This is a genomic window from Pseudonocardia benzenivorans CB1190 (genome assembly GCF_000196675.2).
Classification (GTDB): Bacteria; Actinomycetota; Actinomycetes; order Mycobacteriales; family Pseudonocardiaceae; genus Pseudonocardia; species Pseudonocardia benzenivorans.
In genome coordinates this window covers 5,582,792-5,598,894 of the sequence record NC_015312.1, presented here as the reverse complement: position 1 = coordinate 5,598,894, position 16,103 = coordinate 5,582,792, and the positions used below count along the sequence as shown (strand labels likewise).

The window sequence follows — 16,103 nt, the reverse complement described above, 5'->3', positions numbered from 1 at the left end:
GGGGAGGGTGTGACGGTCCTCCGTGAATTGCCGTTGCCGCGTGGTCGGGTGCGGACGTAGCGTGGCGGTACACAGGAGAGGAGGTGGTCCGACGTTGAATAGCTGCTGGACTTGTGAGGTGGCTGTCCGCTAGTACCACGGGACGATCTCCGACGGCCGATGGAAGCCGGAATGTGGTACCGGCGAATTCCAGGCAGTCACCCGCGATCCCCGGGTTCGGGCCCGTCCAGCCCGATCACGCGCCGTCAGGTGCGGCCCGGGGATCACGCATGTCCGGCGGTCGTGGCATCGGCCGGGCCGAGCCGGGCCGCCTCCCCACGAGCTCCCGCAGGACCGCGGTGTCGACGGCGGCGGGGCGTGGGAGCCGCACGCACGACTTCCCGACCGACGCCCCGTCAGCCGCGGCGCGTACCGCTCGGCGAGGTAGGCACCCTCGGTGGAGCACAGCACGTACACCGAGATGTAGCGCTTCCGGGACGCCAGCGCGATGAGGGTGGCGTCGCCCTCCCGGCCGCTGGCATAACGGTAGTGGAACGGCCCGTAGCCCAGCATCCGTCCGGCGAGCACGGGTTCGAGGTCCGGCGCGGCCTCGCGGATCAGCGCGTCGAGCGCGGCGATGTCGCCACGGCGGGGTTCGGCCAGGGTGTCGATGTACTCCTGCGGCGTGCCCGGTTCCGACATATCGGGCAGGGTACGGGCGCGCACCGACACTGCACACGCGTCGAGCGCGGCAGATCAGTGCGCCGGGCCCGCGCGGTCGAGGCGGTCGGCGGCACGCTCGAGGCGGCGGGCGATCTCGGCGAGGTCGTCGGGACGGTCGGGGGCGACCGGCAGCATCGTCTCGACCCGGCGGAACGCGGCGCGGCAGGCGTCGGCCTCCTCGGGGCGGGCGCCGTCGACGAGCCAGGTCCGCAGCGCATGGTTGTGCGCGGCGACGACCGCGGCGGCCGTGACGGCCGCGACGAGCTCACCGTCCGGCCGGCCGACGAGCCGCTCGCGCAGCCGCCTGCCGAACAGCCGCCGGTAGCGGTCGACGCTCGCGGCCTCGCGGTCGCGCAGCGCGGGGACGTTGCGGGTCAGCGCGAAGCGCGCGCTGGCCTCGGCGGGGTTGTCGAGGTAGAGGTCGAAGACCCGGTCGCCGGCGCGCAGCACGAGGGGCGTCAGCGGCTCGCTGTCGTGGGCCGTCGCGAAGACCTCGTCGACGCGCGCGAGGCAGGTCTCGTGGTCGGGGGAGACCGCGTCCTCCTTACCGCGGAAGTAGCGGAAGAACGTGCGGCGTCCGACGCCCGCGGCGGCCGCGACGTCGTCGACGGTCGTCTCGTCGTACCCCTTCTCGGTGAACAGGGTGAGCGCCGCGCGCACCAATTCACCCCGCACCTCGGCACGGCCGGCGGCGGACCGTCCACGTCGGACCGGGGCTCCCATGGGTTGTGAGCTTAACAGCACTCCGTCCCGTCGACGCATTGATTGGTGGCACTGCGTGCCGTTACGATCGAGGCACATCACTGCGACCTCCACAGGAACTGCGACCTCCACAGGAACGGGACGATGAACGCCGACTTCGACACCTACCGGCTCAGCGACGAGCACGAGGCCCTCCGCGAGGCGGTGCGGGCCCTGGCCGAGAAGGAGATCGCCCCGTTCGCCGCGGAGGTCGACGAGCAGGCGCGCTACCCCGTCGAGGCCCGCGACGCGCTGGTCAAGGCCGGGTTCCACGCGGTCCACATCCCCGAGGAGTACGGCGGGGAGGGGGCCGACGAGCTGGCCGCCTGCATCGTCATCGAGGAGGTCGCGCGGGTCTGCGCGTCGTCGTCGCTGATCCCGGCGGTCAACGGGCTGGGCTCGATCCCGATCCTGCTGTCGGGCTCGGAGGAGCTCAAGCAGCTGGTGCTGTCCGACATCGCACGCGGCGCGGGCATCAGCTACGCGCTGTCGGAGCGCGAGGCGGGGTCGGATGCGGCGTCGATGCGCACCCGCGCCCGCCGCGACGGCGACGACTGGATCCTCGACGGCACCAAGTGCTGGATCACCAACGCGGGCGAGTCGACCTGGTACACGGTCATGGCCGTCACCGACCCGGAGAAGCGTGCCAACGGGATCTCCGCGTTCGCCGTGCACCGCGACGACCCCGGTTTCGAGGTCGGGCCCAAGGAGCGCAAGCTCGGCATCGCGGGCTCCCCGACCCGCGAGATCTACTTCCAGGGCTGCCGCATCCCGGGTGACCGGATCATCGGCGCGGAGGGCACCGGCTTCAAGACGGCGCTGCGCACCCTCGACCACACCCGTCCGACGATCGGGGCGCAGGCCGTCGGCATCGCCCAGGGCGCGCTCGACGTCGCGATCGCCTACGCCAAGGACCGCAGGCAGTTCGGCAAGGCCATCGCCGAGTTCCAGGGCCTGCAGTTCATGCTCGCCGACATGGCGATGAAGGTGGAGGCCGCGCGCCAGCTCGTGTACGTCGCCGCGTCGCGGGCCGAGCGTGGCGAGCCGAACCTGGGCTTCATCTCCAGCGCCGCCAAGTGCATGGCGTCCGACGTCGCGATGTCCGTGACCACGGACGCCGTCCAGGTCCTCGGTGGTGCCGGCTACACCCGGGACTTCCCCGTCGAGCGCATGATGCGCGACGCGAAGATCACCCAGATCTACGAGGGCACCAACCAGGTGCAGCGCATGGTCATGGCCCGCGCCCTGCTCAAGTGAGGTGTCGGTAGCTCTCGCCGACGACCCGGCCGCCCGAGGCGGCAAGATCAGGCCGTGTGCAGGCCGTGCGGTGCGGGGTCGGTGGGGGAGAAGACGCCGTCGACGGCGGCCCGGGCGCGTTCGAAGCTCGACGGCACGAGGTGGGTGTAGGTCCGCAGCGTGAAGCCCGGATCGTTGTGGCCGAGGTAGGCCGCGAGTTCCTTGATGGAGACGCCCTGCGAGAGCAGCACCGAGGCGTAGAAGTGGCGCAGTGCGTGCATGCCGTCGGCGCGCTTGCGGTACTCGATGCCGGCGCTGCGAAATGCGCCCTGCCAGATGACCTTGGTGAACAGGTCACCGCTGTAGAGCCGGCCGTTCTCGCCGGTCATCAGCATCGGCACGGGGGTGGGCTCGCCGGCCGGGTCCTGCCACGGCAGCGTGATCGGCGTCGGCGGGTGCTCCTCGATGTGGCTCGTGATCCGTTCGAGAACCCCGCGCGAGAGCGGAACGACTCGTGTCTTGCCGCCCTTCGGCAGCGCGAACACCAGCGTGCGATCCACAATGCGGAGCTGGCGACGAACCTGGAGCACCATGCGTTCGCGATCAACGTCGTCGGGCGAGAGCCCGAGAATTTCGCCTTGGCGAAGACCACAGCCGGCCCCGACGACGACGGCGAGCTGGAACCGGCCCTCGATCCTTTGCTCGATGGTGTCGACCCGCTTCCGGGACCAGACGACGACGTTGGACGGCGGCGAGCTGGGCCGCTTGATCGCCTGCGACTTGCACGGGTTTCGGTGGATCAGCCGTTCTTCCACGGCAGCATCGAGCACCGACGAGACGATCGTGAACAGGACCGTGCGGTAGTTCTGGCTCAGATGCGCGTCGTCGAGCTGGCCGAGCCATTCGCGGACGGTCGTGGCTGTGATGGCGTTGACGGATCGCGTCGCGAAGAACGGGAGAATGCGCGAGTCGAGCCGGCTCCGCAGGGCTTCTCGGGTGGCGCGGTCCGGTGACTGCCCCTTGAGCCAGTTTTCGGCGTGCGCCTTGAAGCTGATCTTCCCGGCGTGGACGTTGACGTACTTGCCCTCGCGCTTCGATGCTTCGACCTCGACCAGGTAGCCCTCGGCCTCGGCCTTGCAGCGGTCCGGAAACGTGCGTGAGCGCTCGACACCATCCGGGTCGACGTAGCGAACCTTGTAGCGCTGGCCGACACCGTGGAGCGTGGTCTTGACCCGTCGGACCTTCCCGCTCGGGTCGACCTCCTTGCGATACCAGCGGTCCTGGACATGGCCCATTGGCTACGCCGCGTTCGAGGCGAACCACTCGCGCACGGTTGCCGGGTCGTAGCGCAGGTGCTTGCCCATCTTGCAGGCCGGCGGGCCCTGCTTCTTGCGGCGCCACTGGTACAGCGTCTCCACCGGAATGCGGAGGTAGCGCGAGACGTCGTCGACGGTCCAGAGCTGGTCGCGATCTTCCATGCTGGTCACCTCGGTTTCGGTTGGGGGGTCAGGCGGTCGTGCGTTCCTCGCGGGCCAGGGCGCGGTGCTCGCGGGCGCGGGTGGCGGCTTGGGTGGCGAGCTGGGCGTCGGCGGTGGTGTGCCAGCCGATGCCGGCGAGGACGAGATCGGTGACGACGAGGGTCGTGTCGTCGTCGTGGGCGTCGAGGCCGTGGTCACGGCGCCATTGGCAGACCTGTCGGCGCTGCCAGGTGCGGCGGGCGGCCCGGAGCTGCTTGTGGGTGGTGGAGTAGCGGCGGCTCTTGGTGGAGAAGTGGCCGCCGAAGCCGAGCATGTGGGTCCAGCGGCGTAGCCGGCCGTAGGTCTCGTGCCAGCGCTGGCGCCGCTCGTCGTCGGTCCAGGTGGCCGGGCGGGCGCCCAGGTGCCAGGCGTAGGCAACGAGCCGGCCGACGTGGGTGGAGGAGGTGTTCGCGTAGTAGGCGGCTGTCTCGGCGTTCATCCGCTTGGTGACCGGCAGGCCCGTGGTCTCCGTGGCCTTGGTGGCGTACTTGGCGAGGTAGGCGGCGACGGCTTCGCTGGTGATCTGTCCGCCGCGCATTCCGGCGACGGGGCGGATGTCGAGCTGGCGGCCCCATTCGACGAGCCACGTGTGGTCGGTGTCGGCGTAGCCGGGGGTGTGGAAGGCGGTTTCGGCGAAGACGGGTGCGGCGAGCTCGGCGAGCTCGGCGGCGGTGATCGCGGCCGGGGGCGGCAGGACAGTGTCGGGCTGCTCGGGGTCGACGGCGTCGAGGCGGAGCAGGGCGTGGAAGTGCACGACGCCACGCCGTTGGTACTCGGCGACCTTGCCGTAGGAGATGCGCAGCCGTACGCCGTGCGTGCGTTCCCAGGGTTTGAGTGCCCGGTTGAGGCCGATCATGGTGCGCCGCCAGAGTTCGCCGGCCCAGCCGTTCCAGACGACGTGTCCGGCGTGGTCGTAGCAGTCCAGGCAGATCGGCCGGCCGAGGCTGGGGTCGTCGGCGTGGTGGCGGGCGGTGCAGTGCAGGGCCTTGCCGTGTGGGCAGCGGGTGAGGGTGCGGCGCATCCGGCAGGGGGCGACCTTGCCGGTGGTCGGGTGGACGCGGCGGGTGTGGACGGGCCCGAAGCTGGGTGCGGTGGTGGTGGCGAATACGGCGGGATGGCCGGTGACGGTGGTGGGGACGCCCTTGCCGCCGACGAGGCCGGCCTTGATGAGTTGGAAGGTGTCGGCGCGGTAGGTCTCGGCGCAGGCTGGGCAGACCGAGGCGCGGCGGTCGCCGCACGGGACGTAGAGCACGCCGTCGGGCATCGAGGCGGTGTGGCGGGACTCGAGGAGTCGGCCGGTGGCTTTCTCGACGGTGTGCAGGTGGCCGGTGAGCCGGACCGGTCGGACGCAGCCTCGGGTGGAGGCGATGTGCGCGAGCCACTGGTCGAACTCGTGGCCGGTGCGGATGCCGGTGACCGGGTCGCGTTGTGGCTGCTGGGCGACACGGCGCAGCAGGTCCCCGAGGTGCGACCCCGGCCGCACCGACGCGGGCGTGGGAGCCACGGTCACCAGGTGAGGGCCGGGAAGCCGGCGCCGAAGTAGTCGCGGGCGATGGCTTCGGCGCGGGCGAGAACGGTGGCGACGTCGGCGGGGCTGCGGCCGGCGGTCCAGGCGGTGAGCTGGGCGTGCCGATGTGCGAGGTCGAAGCGCATGACGGCGTCGACGGCGGCGAGCGGGTCGACGACGCGGACGGCGAGGGTGTCGCCGTAGCGGGCGAGGTGGGTGGCGAGAGCGTGCACCAGCTCGCGGGCGGTCAGGGTGTAGCCGGCGGCCCGCAGGAAGGTCGCCTCGCCGCGGGCGTTCACCGGGGACGGGGTCGGGGTGGTGGGGTGGTCGAGGGTTGCGGTCATGACGGTCTCCTTTGTTTGGCGGTCACCAACAACCCCGGAACACGATCGTTCGGTGCGAGTCCCGGGGGTGCCGGTCACCGTCAGCTCTCGGTGACGGGTTCGTCGGTGGTGGGAATGTCGGCGAATGCGGTGTGTTCTCGGCGGTCGCATTGCGCGCAGATGTGGACCATTCCGCAGCCGTGTTCGGCGTGTTCGGGAATGTGGCCCTCGCAGCCGCAGGGAATCCAGTCGCCGTCGTCGTGCCCGATCTGGGCGCAGGTGGTGGCGGCGGTGCAACGGGGGCAGCGGACGTGACCGTCCTCGGTGATGGTCCAGCCGTTGGCGGCGGCGTAGTCGAGCGAGGCGTGGTCAGAGTCGAAATGCAGGATGTAGCCGTCGGTGTCGTCGTCGGCGACGGTGGCGCAGTCGTCGCAGACCAGCGTGTAGCAGTGGGTGCGGTGGATGCTCATGACGCGGCCTCGGTGCTGGTGCCGAAGCGTTGGTGCGCGGCTTGTCGGCTGATTCCGAGCCGGTCGCCGATGTCGGTCCAGGAGAACCCGGCCTGTCGGAGGCCGGCGGCGGCGGTGTGGAGGGCGTGGTCGACGCAGGTGGCCAGGGCGGCGAGGTCGGTCAGGCCCTCGATGTCTCCGCGGGCGATGCGGCGGCCGTGGGCGGCGAGGATGCGGCGGGTGAAGGCGGCGTAGTCGTCGTTCTCGACGATGTTGCGCACCCGGCCCGGGTGGTTGACCCGGCGCGCGGTCGTGGGCCGGTCCGGTGTCAAGGTGAGATTGACGGTCGGCGGGTTCATCGCCAGGCCCCGGTGTGAGGGGCGCGGGCGAAATGGTCGCCGTCTGTGGCGGGCTGTGAGCCGGCGTCCTGGAAGTCCCGGATGCTGATGGTGTGGCTCTCGACCTCGATCTTGTCGAGCAGCACGAACACGAGCGCTGCGGCGGTGACGACGATGAGGGCGATGACGAGCACGGTGAACATGGGCAGTCTTCTCCTGTGGTCGGAATAGCGGTGGCTATTCGGAGAGGGTTCGGAAAACGGTGATCGCGTCAGCTCGACTTGCGATCGCGCATGATCCAGGCGTGCGCGACGATGACGCGGATTTGTTCGTCGGTCAGGAATGCAGCCTTGAACTTGCGGGGGATTCCGCCTTCGGCGAGCAGGAGGCCGATGCCGAGGTCTTCGGGCGCGACGGACTTGGCCGAGTGGCCCTCTTTGGCCCAGCCGACGGACAGGATGATGTCGGAGCTGGAATCGGTGGTGCAGCGGAAGGCCACCCGGTAGCCGAACAGGTCCCGCAGGCTGGTCGGGATGATGTCGGCAGATGGTCGTTGGGTGGCGGCGATGACGATGATCCCGGCGGCTCGTCCACGGGCGACGAGGTCGCGCACGAGGCGGTCGAACTCGTCCTGCTCGGCGTTGGTGCCGACCGTGACCGAGAAGTAGGCGAGTTCGTCGATGACACAGACGATGACGTCGAGGCCGTCCGAGCGGACGATCTTGCGGCGGTTCGCGGCGCCGAGCTGGCGGTAGCGGACGTCCATTTCGGCCTGCAGCGCACGCAGTCGTGCGATCGCCTCCGTGATGTCGTTGCCGACAAACACGTCGGCGACCTGTCGCCACAGCCCCAGCTCGACGAGCTTGCCGTCGAACAGCCACAGCCGGCAGTCGCTCGACAGTGCAGCGTGGGCGATGATCGTGTTCAGCAGGGAGGACTTGCCCGAGCCGGGCTCGCCCCCGCACAGCAGGTTGCGGTAAATCAACGTCACCGAGACGGGCAGGCCGTACTCGTCGGTGCCGAAATGCACCGGGTCGTAGATCGACAGGCACTCACCCGGGATCGGGTGGTGACGACGCGCGCGGCGCCGTGTCCGACGGTTGGGCATCATGATCGGTCATTCCTCACTCACTCATCGCTGCGGAACGGGCTGGTCAGACGTAGTCGGAGACATCGACCCCGCCGAACCCGGTCACGGCCGGTTCGTCGACCTCTTCGCGGTCACGGGGTCGGGCAGTGGCCCGGTTGCCCTTGGTTCGGGTCCTGGGGGTGTCGTCGGCAGCAGGTGCCGGCAGATTCGACCGGGAAGGCAGCGGCACGACCTGGCCCCCTTCCGGGTGGGGGTCGACGTCGGGCACGCCGTGCAGAACGGCCGGTGCGATCACCGACGAGGTCGCCAGCGGGTCACGGCGGACGATCTCGATGACGACGAGGTGGGCGTGTCGCCGGCTCGGCTCGACGCGGGCGCTGCGGGCCCAGCATGCAACGGCCAGCTCAGGGCACACGCCTTCGAGGTCCTTGACCTCCATGCCGGCGGGAAGCCAGACTCGGATGCGTTCTCCCACGGTGGAGGGCCGTGACCAGTACAGGAACGGCATGCGGCCGTCGTAGGTCATAGTGCGGGTCTGCACGAAGGCGGCCCGGGCGCGATGGCGCGAGTAGACACACCACATTCGGCGCGTCAGATACCGCCGTGAGGGCGGGACGACGAACATCACCGCCGTCGTAACGATGACGATGACCGTGGCCGCTTCGGGGCCGACCCCGTTGCGCAGCAACAGGAACACCGCCACCAGAACGGTGGTCACGGCGAGTTCCGCGCGATAGCGGACCGCCCAGCCCAAGATCCTGGTCACAGGATGCTGTTCGGGGCGGGTGAAGACCTCGACGATTCCCATCTGTGAACGCCGGCCACCCCGGACGCCGCGACCGCGGCCACGAGATGCAGTGAACATGACACAGTCCTTCCGCTGAGGTTTCAGAGGCTCGGGAGGCGACAGAAGGTGGACGCGGAACCACACAAGTGGTCCACACAAACCGGTGGTTCCGTGTCCACCCCTGCCGAACGAGCAGGATCAGAACTGCTCGGGCGGGTCGACGTTCTCAACCCGGATGCGATGCGACAGCAATGCCTTCAGCTGTCCCAGGTAGGTCATCGCGATTTCCATGCACTCGCTCGCGTCGACCAGGTGCCCATGCCGTACCGTGATGTCGGCCTGCCGGTCGTACTCGACCAGCGACATGTACTGCGTGGCCTGAGCCGCCGCTTCGAAGAAGATGCCACGCATAGCGCGTTCGATCTCTTCCTGAACCTTCTCTCGACTGGCAGTCGGCCGATACGGCCGGTCAGCCTGAATTCCCTGTGGCGGAACCGCCACCGAGGACCTATTCATCTCACTCATCGCGGATCACTCCGCTCACGCCGGCTTCGGCGGCTGGTGGGGGACCACCGAACCGGCACGAAACGCCACCCGAGAATTGCCGTTCTGCACCCACGGCAACGCCTGCAGACGCTCGACCGACACGTACTGACCCTGGCTCACCTTCGGCGGATCAGCGATCGCCACCGTGACCAGAATCGTCTCCGCATCCGCGTCACTCCAGGCAACGAGCTTCACGGCCCACAGGGGCAGGTTCGTACCGCCACTCTTGTCCCGACGATGCACGCCATCCTTGTCCAGACGCGGCTCGAAACCGCCCGACGCCTGAAACTTCATCGTGCTCGTGTCCAACATCAGGTCCATGACTGCTGTGCTCCCTTGCGGATCAACTTGCAGACTCCCCATCCGGTCGGATGGGCAACTCCACGGAACCAGTCGGGCGCAGCGGCTCGTAAGAGACGGCACGTAACGCGACGTAACGCTCTTTCCGTTACGGCTTCCTTCGTATGGGAGAGTGTGGGATCATGGAAACGCAGCTCATATGTCTACGTCGGGGGACGATTCGATGAGCAACGAGATTCGCGCTGCACGTGAGGCGCGAGGCTGGACGTCGGACCAACTCAATCACGAGCTGTGTCGCGCCGCCGCCGAGTTGAAGATTCGGATTGCTCGCCCGACGAGCCTGCGCATCCTGATTTCCCGCTGGGAGAACGGGGCCAGCTCGCCCGACGAGCGTTACCAGCGCCTGCTCGGTCGCGCATTCGGCCTTCCGTTGCAGGCACTCGGATTCGTCGACGAGGGGCAGGCGAAAGCGGGTGTTGCCCTCCCGTCCGCTGTGCAGGTGCGGGGAACCGACGTCTCCGGGGCGATGCTCGACTACTTCCGCCAGCAGCACGGGCAGCACGCTCGGATGGACAACGTGGCCGGCCCCGGGTTCGTGCTCGGCACCGTGGCCACGCAGGTCGAGCAACTGCGCCGGCTCGCCCAACAGAGCCCGGCCGAGATCGTCCAGGTGACCGCTCGGTTCGCCGAGCTCGCCGGGTGGCTCTGCCAGGACAGCGGTGACCACGCGGGAGCCCTGCGCTACACGGACGAGTCGATCGACCTGGCCGAGAGCGCCGGTGACGTCGCACTGGCTGCCTACAACACGATGCGCAAGAGCAACGTGCTCACGTCGATGCGAGAAGACCAGCGGGCTGCCGTCACGGCTCGACGTGCCGCCACGATGGCCGAGCGCGAGGCGCCGGACCTGCTGCCCGTCTGCCTACGGCAAGTCGCCGTATCGGAGGCACACCTTCGACGGGAAGGACCAGGCCGCGAAGCACTCGACCGGGCTCTGTCGCTGGTCGACGGAGGCGCCGGTGGCCACCCGTACTCCGCGTACTGCACGACCACGTATCTCGAGATGGAGGGTGCGCTGTGCTCGCTGGTCCTCGGCAATCCGGGGGCGGCCGTCGATGCCTGTCAGCGCGCGCTCGATGGATGGCCGGTTGGGCTCAACCGCGACCAGGCGTTGTGCCTGACCCGTCTCGCGGCCGCGCACCTGGAACAGCACGACCTCGACGAGGCGTGCCGGGCAGCGCTGCGGGCCGTCGAGCTGGTCGCTCAGGCGCCGTCGGCTCGGACCCTGCACATGCTGCGGGTGATCGGCCGTCGGGTGATGCCGCTCAAGGACGCCAAGGCGGTACGCGAGCTGCGCGAGGCTCTGGCAACGGTCGCGTAGAGGCGCGAGGATGGGTCACGATGCTGCCCTCGACGACGTCTCACGAAGTTGCCCAGACCAACCCGGATGTTGCGGTGCTCCCGGTCGGGAGCTTCGAGCAACACGGCGGGCACCTTCCCCTGACTACCGACGCGCTCATCGCGACGGCCATCGCCGAGCGGGTTGCTACCGAGCACGGTTTGCTCCTGCTGCCGGCCATCACTTTCGGTTGCTCGCATGAGCACGCCGACTTCGCGGGCACGGTCAGCGTCAGAGCCACCACGCTCTACGCGATCGTGAATGACGTTGCGGAGTCCTTGCGTGCGGCTGGGGTCGGCAAGCTGGTCGTCGTGAACGCCCACGGTGGCAACTACGTCCTCGGCAACGTCGTGCAAGAGGCGAACGCGGGTGAGATCCGGATGGCGCTGTTCCCGCAGAGCGCCGACTGGGCGGACGCTCGCAAGCACGCCGGCCTCACCACGAGCAATCACGAGGACATGCACGGTGGCGAAGCGGAAACCTCGATTCTCCTAGCTCGCTGGCCCGAGGTCGTCCGCGACAGCTACCGGACGGCGGATCACCTCGCTGACGATCGACGTCACCTGAACATGCTCGGTGTTCGCGGGTACTCCGAGGACGGCGTTATCGGCCTCCCATCCCTCGCCACAGCGGACAAGGGCACACTGCTGCTCGACGCGTTCTCCACCTCCGTTGCAGCGGCTCTCGATGTGCTGCGAGGCAAGGGTTGACCCACCGGCCGGGCGCGTGAGAGACCGCCCGCCGGCCGGTCGGTGATGACTTTCGATACGTCTTCAAGCCGCACCCTGCCGGGTGCGGGCCGGACTGCGGCCGGACGGCAAACGACCCGACCCGGCGGCCTGAGGGCCTCTGGGTCGGGTCGTACCTACGGGCCGCCGGCTGCGCGCCGGCGAGGTCGGTGTGAGACGAGTCGGGGTCATCCCCGCTCTGGCCGCGATCGTCTTCACGGGCACGAACGGCGTCAACCCCGCGCTCCGCGCGCCTCGATCCCGCCGGTGGTCAGTCGATGAGTTCGGCGGCTGGCCCGTGGTGGTTCCGGTTGCGGGATCGAGGGTGCCGGGTTGACGCCGTCCGCACCCGCAAAGTGCTGGCCAGGACAGCGGAGATAGGCGTGGTGGCGCGAATCCTTGCGCAGATTTGACCTGCTAGGAATTAAACCCTAGCAGCTCATTGAAAAGCCTGTGGAGATGTCCGAATGACCCAGTAGGCGGGTTTACGGCCTCCTCGACCAGGGCTTTCAGGTCCGCGTCGTCCAAGGCCAAGATCCAGCCTTGGCTATTGTTCGCGGCATCTCGGCAACTGGCGCGCACGTTAGCCTTATCGACATATCCGCGGAACAGTAGGAGTCCGACCTTGCCGCGCGAGGGAGAGAACCGGCCGAGTAGCTGGTCGTACTCTGGGTTTCCAATCGGCTTCGAGTAATTCTTGCACTCGACTACAATATTTGCTGCGGGATAGTTCATTGCAAGCCAGTGGAAGAATCCCGACCTTGCGGCATTCGTGTAAGTAATGTCAATCCGCTTGCGACCATCGTTGATCTTGACTTCACGTCTAGGGTGGATCATATCGGGGTAGAATAGCGCTGAAAGAAGAGCCTCAACTCTCCTATGGTAGAGATCGGCGGCAGGCTTTCCAGTTGGCGTCGAGAGGACGAGATCCAAATGTTCTTGCAGCTCGTCGATGCTCGCACCTGACGTCTCCGAGATTTCCTCGTTCGTCATGGGACGTGCTGGATTTGCAGACTTCTGTTCCTTGAAGTCTGACAACGCCTCTGGGTTTCTCTCGCTGTACCAGGTATTGATACGCTTCTCCACCCCGGGGTTGGTCCGGCCTGAGTCAAACATTCCCCGGTACTTGTCTTCGACTGCCCCCTTGGAGATTGCAGGACGGCGCCGGCCCCTCGCTGTGATTGCCAGGCTACTGACCCTTGCAAGTTCTTCGCGCCACAGGAAGTTTAAGACGTGATGTCGGTAGTACTCGCCAGGATCGAGATGAAGCTTGCGTCGAACAATCTCTTTCGGAACCAAAAGTAACGGAATCCCGGCAGCAATCGGGAGATCGTGGCTTCTGTCAATCCACTGACCGCGGAGCGGCTCCCATTCGGATCCAGCATAAGAACCGGCGCGAGTGGGGATCCCGTAGTACTCGCAGGCTGCTTGCGTGTACTCTATGAGCTGAGTGCGAATCAGGCACGTTGTGACATCCGAAATCCGGTCCTCGCGAACGTTCTCGATCAGCAGCGCCGTGTCCTCAAGATCGGTAATCAGTCCCGACTGCGCGGCCCTACTCCCGCTAAGCTCCTCCCAGAACTTCTCGGCCAGCTTGTCGCCAACGGCGTTTCCCTGAGAGCGACCCTTCGACAATCCTAAGTGTGTCTCGTTGGGTTCGCTTAGATTCTTCAGAATTGCCATACCTTGGACGTTGTCGCCAGAGGTAACTGCGTCGAGGACGCGTTGAAAGAAGCTCTGGATCGACGAAACACATGAGTTTGCCCATGCGCTGTCGATTGATTGGAGTGCTGGCGGGTCGATGAATAGGGGCGTGTCACCATCGACATCTACGTCAATAAAGTCAAGGGAATCTTGCTTCTGGGGCAGGTCAAACAATTCCGAGACTCGCACTGTGGGTCCGCCCGTCGTCAGGAGTGGGGCAAGTAGGGCTGGTGAGCCCGATGATGCTTACCGACAAGATTACGTCGGAGAGTGACGGTTCGTTACCCTCATCCGTTTGGCCGGGCTCGTCGAGCATTCCTGCTGCAGGCCGTCCTCAGGCCGTGCGAGGGGAGCGGTTGACCACTGATGACCACGTTGTGTGCCTGGCATCGCTACTGGTTGGGGCCGTTTCCTCGTGGAACGCGCACGTCGGCAGGTTCGTCCAGCAAGATCACCCAGATCTACGAGGGCACCAACCAGGTCCAGCGCATGGTCATGGCGCGCGCCCTGCTGAAGTAACCCCCTGAAGCAACCCCTGAGGTAACCCCCGCCGTCCCGGCCGGACCGATGGCGCGGTCGCGCGACCCGTTCGCGCGGCTGCACCGTCCGTCCGGCGCGTGGTCGGCGGTTCGTCCGGGCGACACGGGCACCGTCCACACCGGATCGCACCGTCCGGGGCCCGCGGATGGGTCAGAATCCGGCGATGACCGATTCGCCCGGCCCCGTCGTGCCGTCCTCCCCGTTGCCGCGCGGGCTGATCGTCCTGCTGAGCGTCGCCGCGGCCGTGGTCACGGTCGCCGGGCTGAAGGCCTTCTCGTCGATACTCGGACCGGTCTTCCTCGCGCTCATGCTCACCGTCGCGGTGCATCCGCTGATGGGCCGGCTGCGCGGGCGCGGCGTCCCGGTGTGGCTGGCCACCCTGCTGACCCTGCTCGCGACGTTCGCGGTCGTCATCGCGCTGGCGGCCGCGCTGGCACTGTCGGTGGCCCGGCTGGCGACGCTGCTGCCGTCCTATCAGGACCGGTTCGCGGCGCTGCTCGGTGACGTCGACGCCCTGCTGGCGAGCCTCGGGGTCGGGCACGAGCAGGTGCGCGCGGCGCTGTCGCAGATCGACCTCGGCACGATCGCGGGGTTGGTGGGCGACGTCCTCGTCGGCCTGACCGGTGCGTTCTCCGACCTCGTCTTCATCCTCGCCCTGCTCCTGTTCATGGGTATCGACGCGGCCCGGTTCGGCCGCGGTGTGCGGTCCCTGACGGGGGAGCGACCCGGCATCGTCACGGCGCTGGAGACGTTCGCCCGCGGGACCCGCAGCTACCTCGTCGTCACGACGGTGTTCGGGCTGATCGTCGCGGTGGCCGACACGATCGCGGTGTGGGCGCTGGGCATCCCGTTGCCCCTGCTGTGGGGGCTGCTGGCCTTCATCACCAACTACATCCCCAACATCGGGTTCATCATCGGGCTCGCGCCGCCGGCGATCCTCGGGCTGCTCGAGGGCGGGCCGAAGCTGATGGTGATCGTCATCGTCGTCTACTGCGTCATCAACTTCGTGATCCAGTCCGTCATCCAGCCGAAGTACGTCGGCGACGCCGTGGACCTCTCGCTGACGCTGACCTTCCTGTCGCTGGTGTTCTGGGGCTGGGTCGTCGGCCCGCTCGGGGCACTGCTGGCCATCCCGCTCACGCTGTTGACCAAGGCGCTGCTCGTCGACATCGATCCCGGCACGCGGTGGGTGTCCCGCCTGCTGACCAGCAGCGCCGTCGCCGACGTCCCGCCCCGCGCCGAGGCCGAGCCCGGGGAGCCGGCCGACGGGCCCTCCGACGTCGAGCCCCTCACCGAACGGCCGGGCGACGGGTGATGGCGGGGCGGTCGTCGTGGCGCCTGCGCGTCGACGCGTGGGCCGCGTGGGGAGCGGCGTCGTTCCCGGGCCGGGTGCTCGCTCGCTTCACCGCGATCGACGGCTACGACCGGGCGTTGGCCCTGGCCGCACAGGCCTTCGTGACGCTCGTGCCGATGCTGATGGTCGTCGTCGCGACGGTGCCGCCGGCACGCCGCGCGAGCCTCGGCGACCAGCTCGTCGCGAACCTGGGGCTGTCCGGCGACGCGGCCGCGGTGGTGCTCGGTCTCCTGCGGACCGGCGGTGAGGTCACCGCGCCCGCGACCGCGGCGGGGGCCGTCGTGCTCGTCGTCTCGCTGGTCGGGTTCACCCGGACCATGCAGCGCGCCTTCGTCGCGGCCTGGGGGCTCCCCGCGCCCGGACTGGCCGGGCTGTGGCCGGGCCTGCTCGGCGCGACGGCGCTGCTGGCCGAGGTCGTCGCGGTGGTCGTCCTCTCGCCGCTGCTCGGAGTGTTCACCGGGTCGGCGCTGATCGCCGCCGTGGCGCACGCGGTCGGCGCCGCGCTGCTGTGGTGGCCCGTGCAGTACCTGATGCTCGGCAGGCGCATCGGCCCGCGCGCCCTGCTCCCCGGGACGATCGTCACGGGGCTCGGCCAGCTCGCGGTCATCACCGTGTCCGACATCTACCTGCCACCCGTCGCCGCGCACCAGGCCGACCGCTACGGGCTGATCGGCATCGCGTTCGTGCTGCTGTCGTGGCTCGTCGTGCTCGGGGTCCTGCTGGTGTCGGCCGCGGTCGTCGGCGCAGAGCTGGCCGCCCGCGCGGACCGGCCCGGCGCGCCGCGGGGCCCGGCCCACACCGACGACCGCGGCACGACCAGCACGGACCCGCTGTGACGGGCG

Annotated in this window: 19 protein-coding genes; 5 read left to right on the top strand and 14 right to left on the bottom strand. The window is 68.4% G+C overall.

From position 1 onward, the window contains the following. Positions 1-129: 129 nt before the first annotated feature. Positions 130-681 (bottom strand): DUF1801 domain-containing protein, encoded by a 552-nt coding sequence (locus tag PSED_RS26310; protein WP_063821914.1) that lies wholly within the window; start codon positions 679-681, stop codon positions 130-132. 54 nt (positions 682-735) lie between these two features. Further along, complete coding sequence (locus tag PSED_RS26305) at positions 736-1,362, bottom strand: TetR family transcriptional regulator (RefSeq protein WP_233899160.1); 627 nt, start codon at positions 1,360-1,362, stop codon at positions 736-738. 186 nt (positions 1,363-1,548) lie between these two features. Between PSED_RS26305 and PSED_RS26300 the strand changes: the two genes are divergently transcribed. After that, a complete protein-coding gene (locus PSED_RS26300; RefSeq protein ID WP_013677277.1) occupies positions 1,549-2,700 on the top strand; it encodes an acyl-CoA dehydrogenase family protein in 1,152 nt (383 codons plus the stop codon). Between the two features lie 47 nt (positions 2,701-2,747). On the opposite strand, the gene PSED_RS26295 is transcribed toward PSED_RS26300, so the two are convergent. From PSED_RS26295 to PSED_RS26245, 11 genes are all read right to left on the bottom strand, one after another. Continuing rightward, complete coding sequence (locus tag PSED_RS26295) at positions 2,748-3,974, bottom strand: tyrosine-type recombinase/integrase (protein ID WP_013677276.1); 1,227 nt, start codon at positions 3,972-3,974, stop codon at positions 2,748-2,750. 3 nt (positions 3,975-3,977) lie between these two features. Continuing rightward, on the bottom strand, positions 3,978-4,157 hold the full coding sequence (locus tag PSED_RS26290; protein WP_013677275.1) for a helix-turn-helix domain-containing protein: 180 nt from the start codon (positions 4,155-4,157) through the stop codon (positions 3,978-3,980). Positions 4,158-4,185: 28 nt separating this feature from the next. Next, positions 4,186-5,700, bottom strand: a complete 1,515-nt coding sequence (locus tag PSED_RS26285; protein WP_143770633.1) for a replication initiator — start codon at positions 5,698-5,700, stop codon at positions 4,186-4,188. A gap of 2 nt (positions 5,701-5,702) precedes the next feature. Beyond that, the gene (locus PSED_RS26280) at positions 5,703-6,047 is read right to left on the bottom strand and encodes a hypothetical protein (RefSeq protein ID WP_013677273.1); all 345 of its coding nucleotides are present in this window, start codon (positions 6,045-6,047) and stop codon (positions 5,703-5,705) included. An 80-nt stretch (positions 6,048-6,127) separates the two neighbouring features. After that, positions 6,128-6,496: a hypothetical protein gene (locus tag PSED_RS26275; protein ID WP_013677272.1), complete on the bottom strand. Its 369-nt coding sequence runs from the start codon at positions 6,494-6,496 to the stop codon at positions 6,128-6,130. Next, on the bottom strand, positions 6,493-6,834 hold the full coding sequence (locus PSED_RS26270) for a hypothetical protein (RefSeq protein ID WP_013677271.1): 342 nt from the start codon (positions 6,832-6,834) through the stop codon (positions 6,493-6,495). The genes PSED_RS26275 and PSED_RS26270 overlap by 4 nt, the downstream gene beginning before the upstream one ends. Next, on the bottom strand, positions 6,831-7,016 hold the full coding sequence (locus PSED_RS26265; protein ID WP_013677270.1) for a hypothetical protein: 186 nt from the start codon (positions 7,014-7,016) through the stop codon (positions 6,831-6,833). The genes PSED_RS26270 and PSED_RS26265 overlap by 4 nt, the downstream gene beginning before the upstream one ends. Positions 7,017-7,084: 68 nt before the next feature. Continuing rightward, positions 7,085-7,924: an FtsK/SpoIIIE domain-containing protein gene (locus PSED_RS26260; protein WP_013677269.1), complete on the bottom strand. Its 840-nt coding sequence runs from the start codon at positions 7,922-7,924 to the stop codon at positions 7,085-7,087. A 43-nt stretch (positions 7,925-7,967) separates the two neighbouring features. Further along, positions 7,968-8,711 (bottom strand): hypothetical protein, encoded by a 744-nt coding sequence (locus tag PSED_RS26255; RefSeq protein WP_013677268.1) that lies wholly within the window; start codon positions 8,709-8,711, stop codon positions 7,968-7,970. Positions 8,712-8,888: 177 nt separating this feature from the next. Then, positions 8,889-9,215 carry a hypothetical protein gene (locus PSED_RS26250; RefSeq protein WP_013677267.1) on the bottom strand — a complete coding sequence of 109 codons (327 nt, stop codon included), beginning with the start codon at positions 9,213-9,215 and terminating at the stop codon, positions 8,889-8,891. A gap of 15 nt (positions 9,216-9,230) precedes the next feature. Continuing rightward, the gene (locus tag PSED_RS26245) at positions 9,231-9,557 is read right to left on the bottom strand and encodes a hypothetical protein (RefSeq protein WP_013677266.1); all 327 of its coding nucleotides are present in this window, start codon (positions 9,555-9,557) and stop codon (positions 9,231-9,233) included. A gap of 202 nt (positions 9,558-9,759) precedes the next feature. On the opposite strand from PSED_RS26245, the gene PSED_RS26240 reads away from it, so the two are divergent. Together PSED_RS26240 and PSED_RS26235 are read left to right on the top strand one after the other, a co-directional pair. Then, entirely contained in the window at positions 9,760-10,917 is a 1,158-nt protein-coding gene (locus PSED_RS26240) for a helix-turn-helix transcriptional regulator (protein ID WP_013677265.1), read from the top strand. Positions 10,918-10,937: 20 nt separating this feature from the next. After that, positions 10,938-11,645 carry a creatininase family protein gene (locus PSED_RS26235; RefSeq protein ID WP_013677264.1) on the top strand — a complete coding sequence of 236 codons (708 nt, stop codon included), beginning with the start codon at positions 10,938-10,940 and terminating at the stop codon, positions 11,643-11,645. A gap of 435 nt (positions 11,646-12,080) precedes the next feature. Here PSED_RS26235 and PSED_RS26230 read toward each other — a convergent pair whose 3' ends face one another. Then, complete coding sequence (locus PSED_RS26230) at positions 12,081-13,556, bottom strand: hypothetical protein (RefSeq protein WP_013677263.1); 1,476 nt, start codon at positions 13,554-13,556, stop codon at positions 12,081-12,083. A 514-nt stretch (positions 13,557-14,070) separates the two neighbouring features. On the opposite strand from PSED_RS26230, the gene PSED_RS26225 reads away from it, so the two are divergent. Further along, positions 14,071-15,222 (top strand): AI-2E family transporter, encoded by a 1,152-nt coding sequence (locus tag PSED_RS26225; protein ID WP_083845294.1) that lies wholly within the window; start codon positions 14,071-14,073, stop codon positions 15,220-15,222. Continuing rightward, positions 15,222-16,097: a YhjD/YihY/BrkB family envelope integrity protein gene (locus tag PSED_RS26220; protein ID WP_013677261.1), complete on the top strand. Its 876-nt coding sequence runs from the start codon at positions 15,222-15,224 to the stop codon at positions 16,095-16,097. The genes PSED_RS26225 and PSED_RS26220 overlap by 1 nt, the downstream gene beginning before the upstream one ends. Positions 16,098-16,103 lie beyond the last annotated feature (6 nt).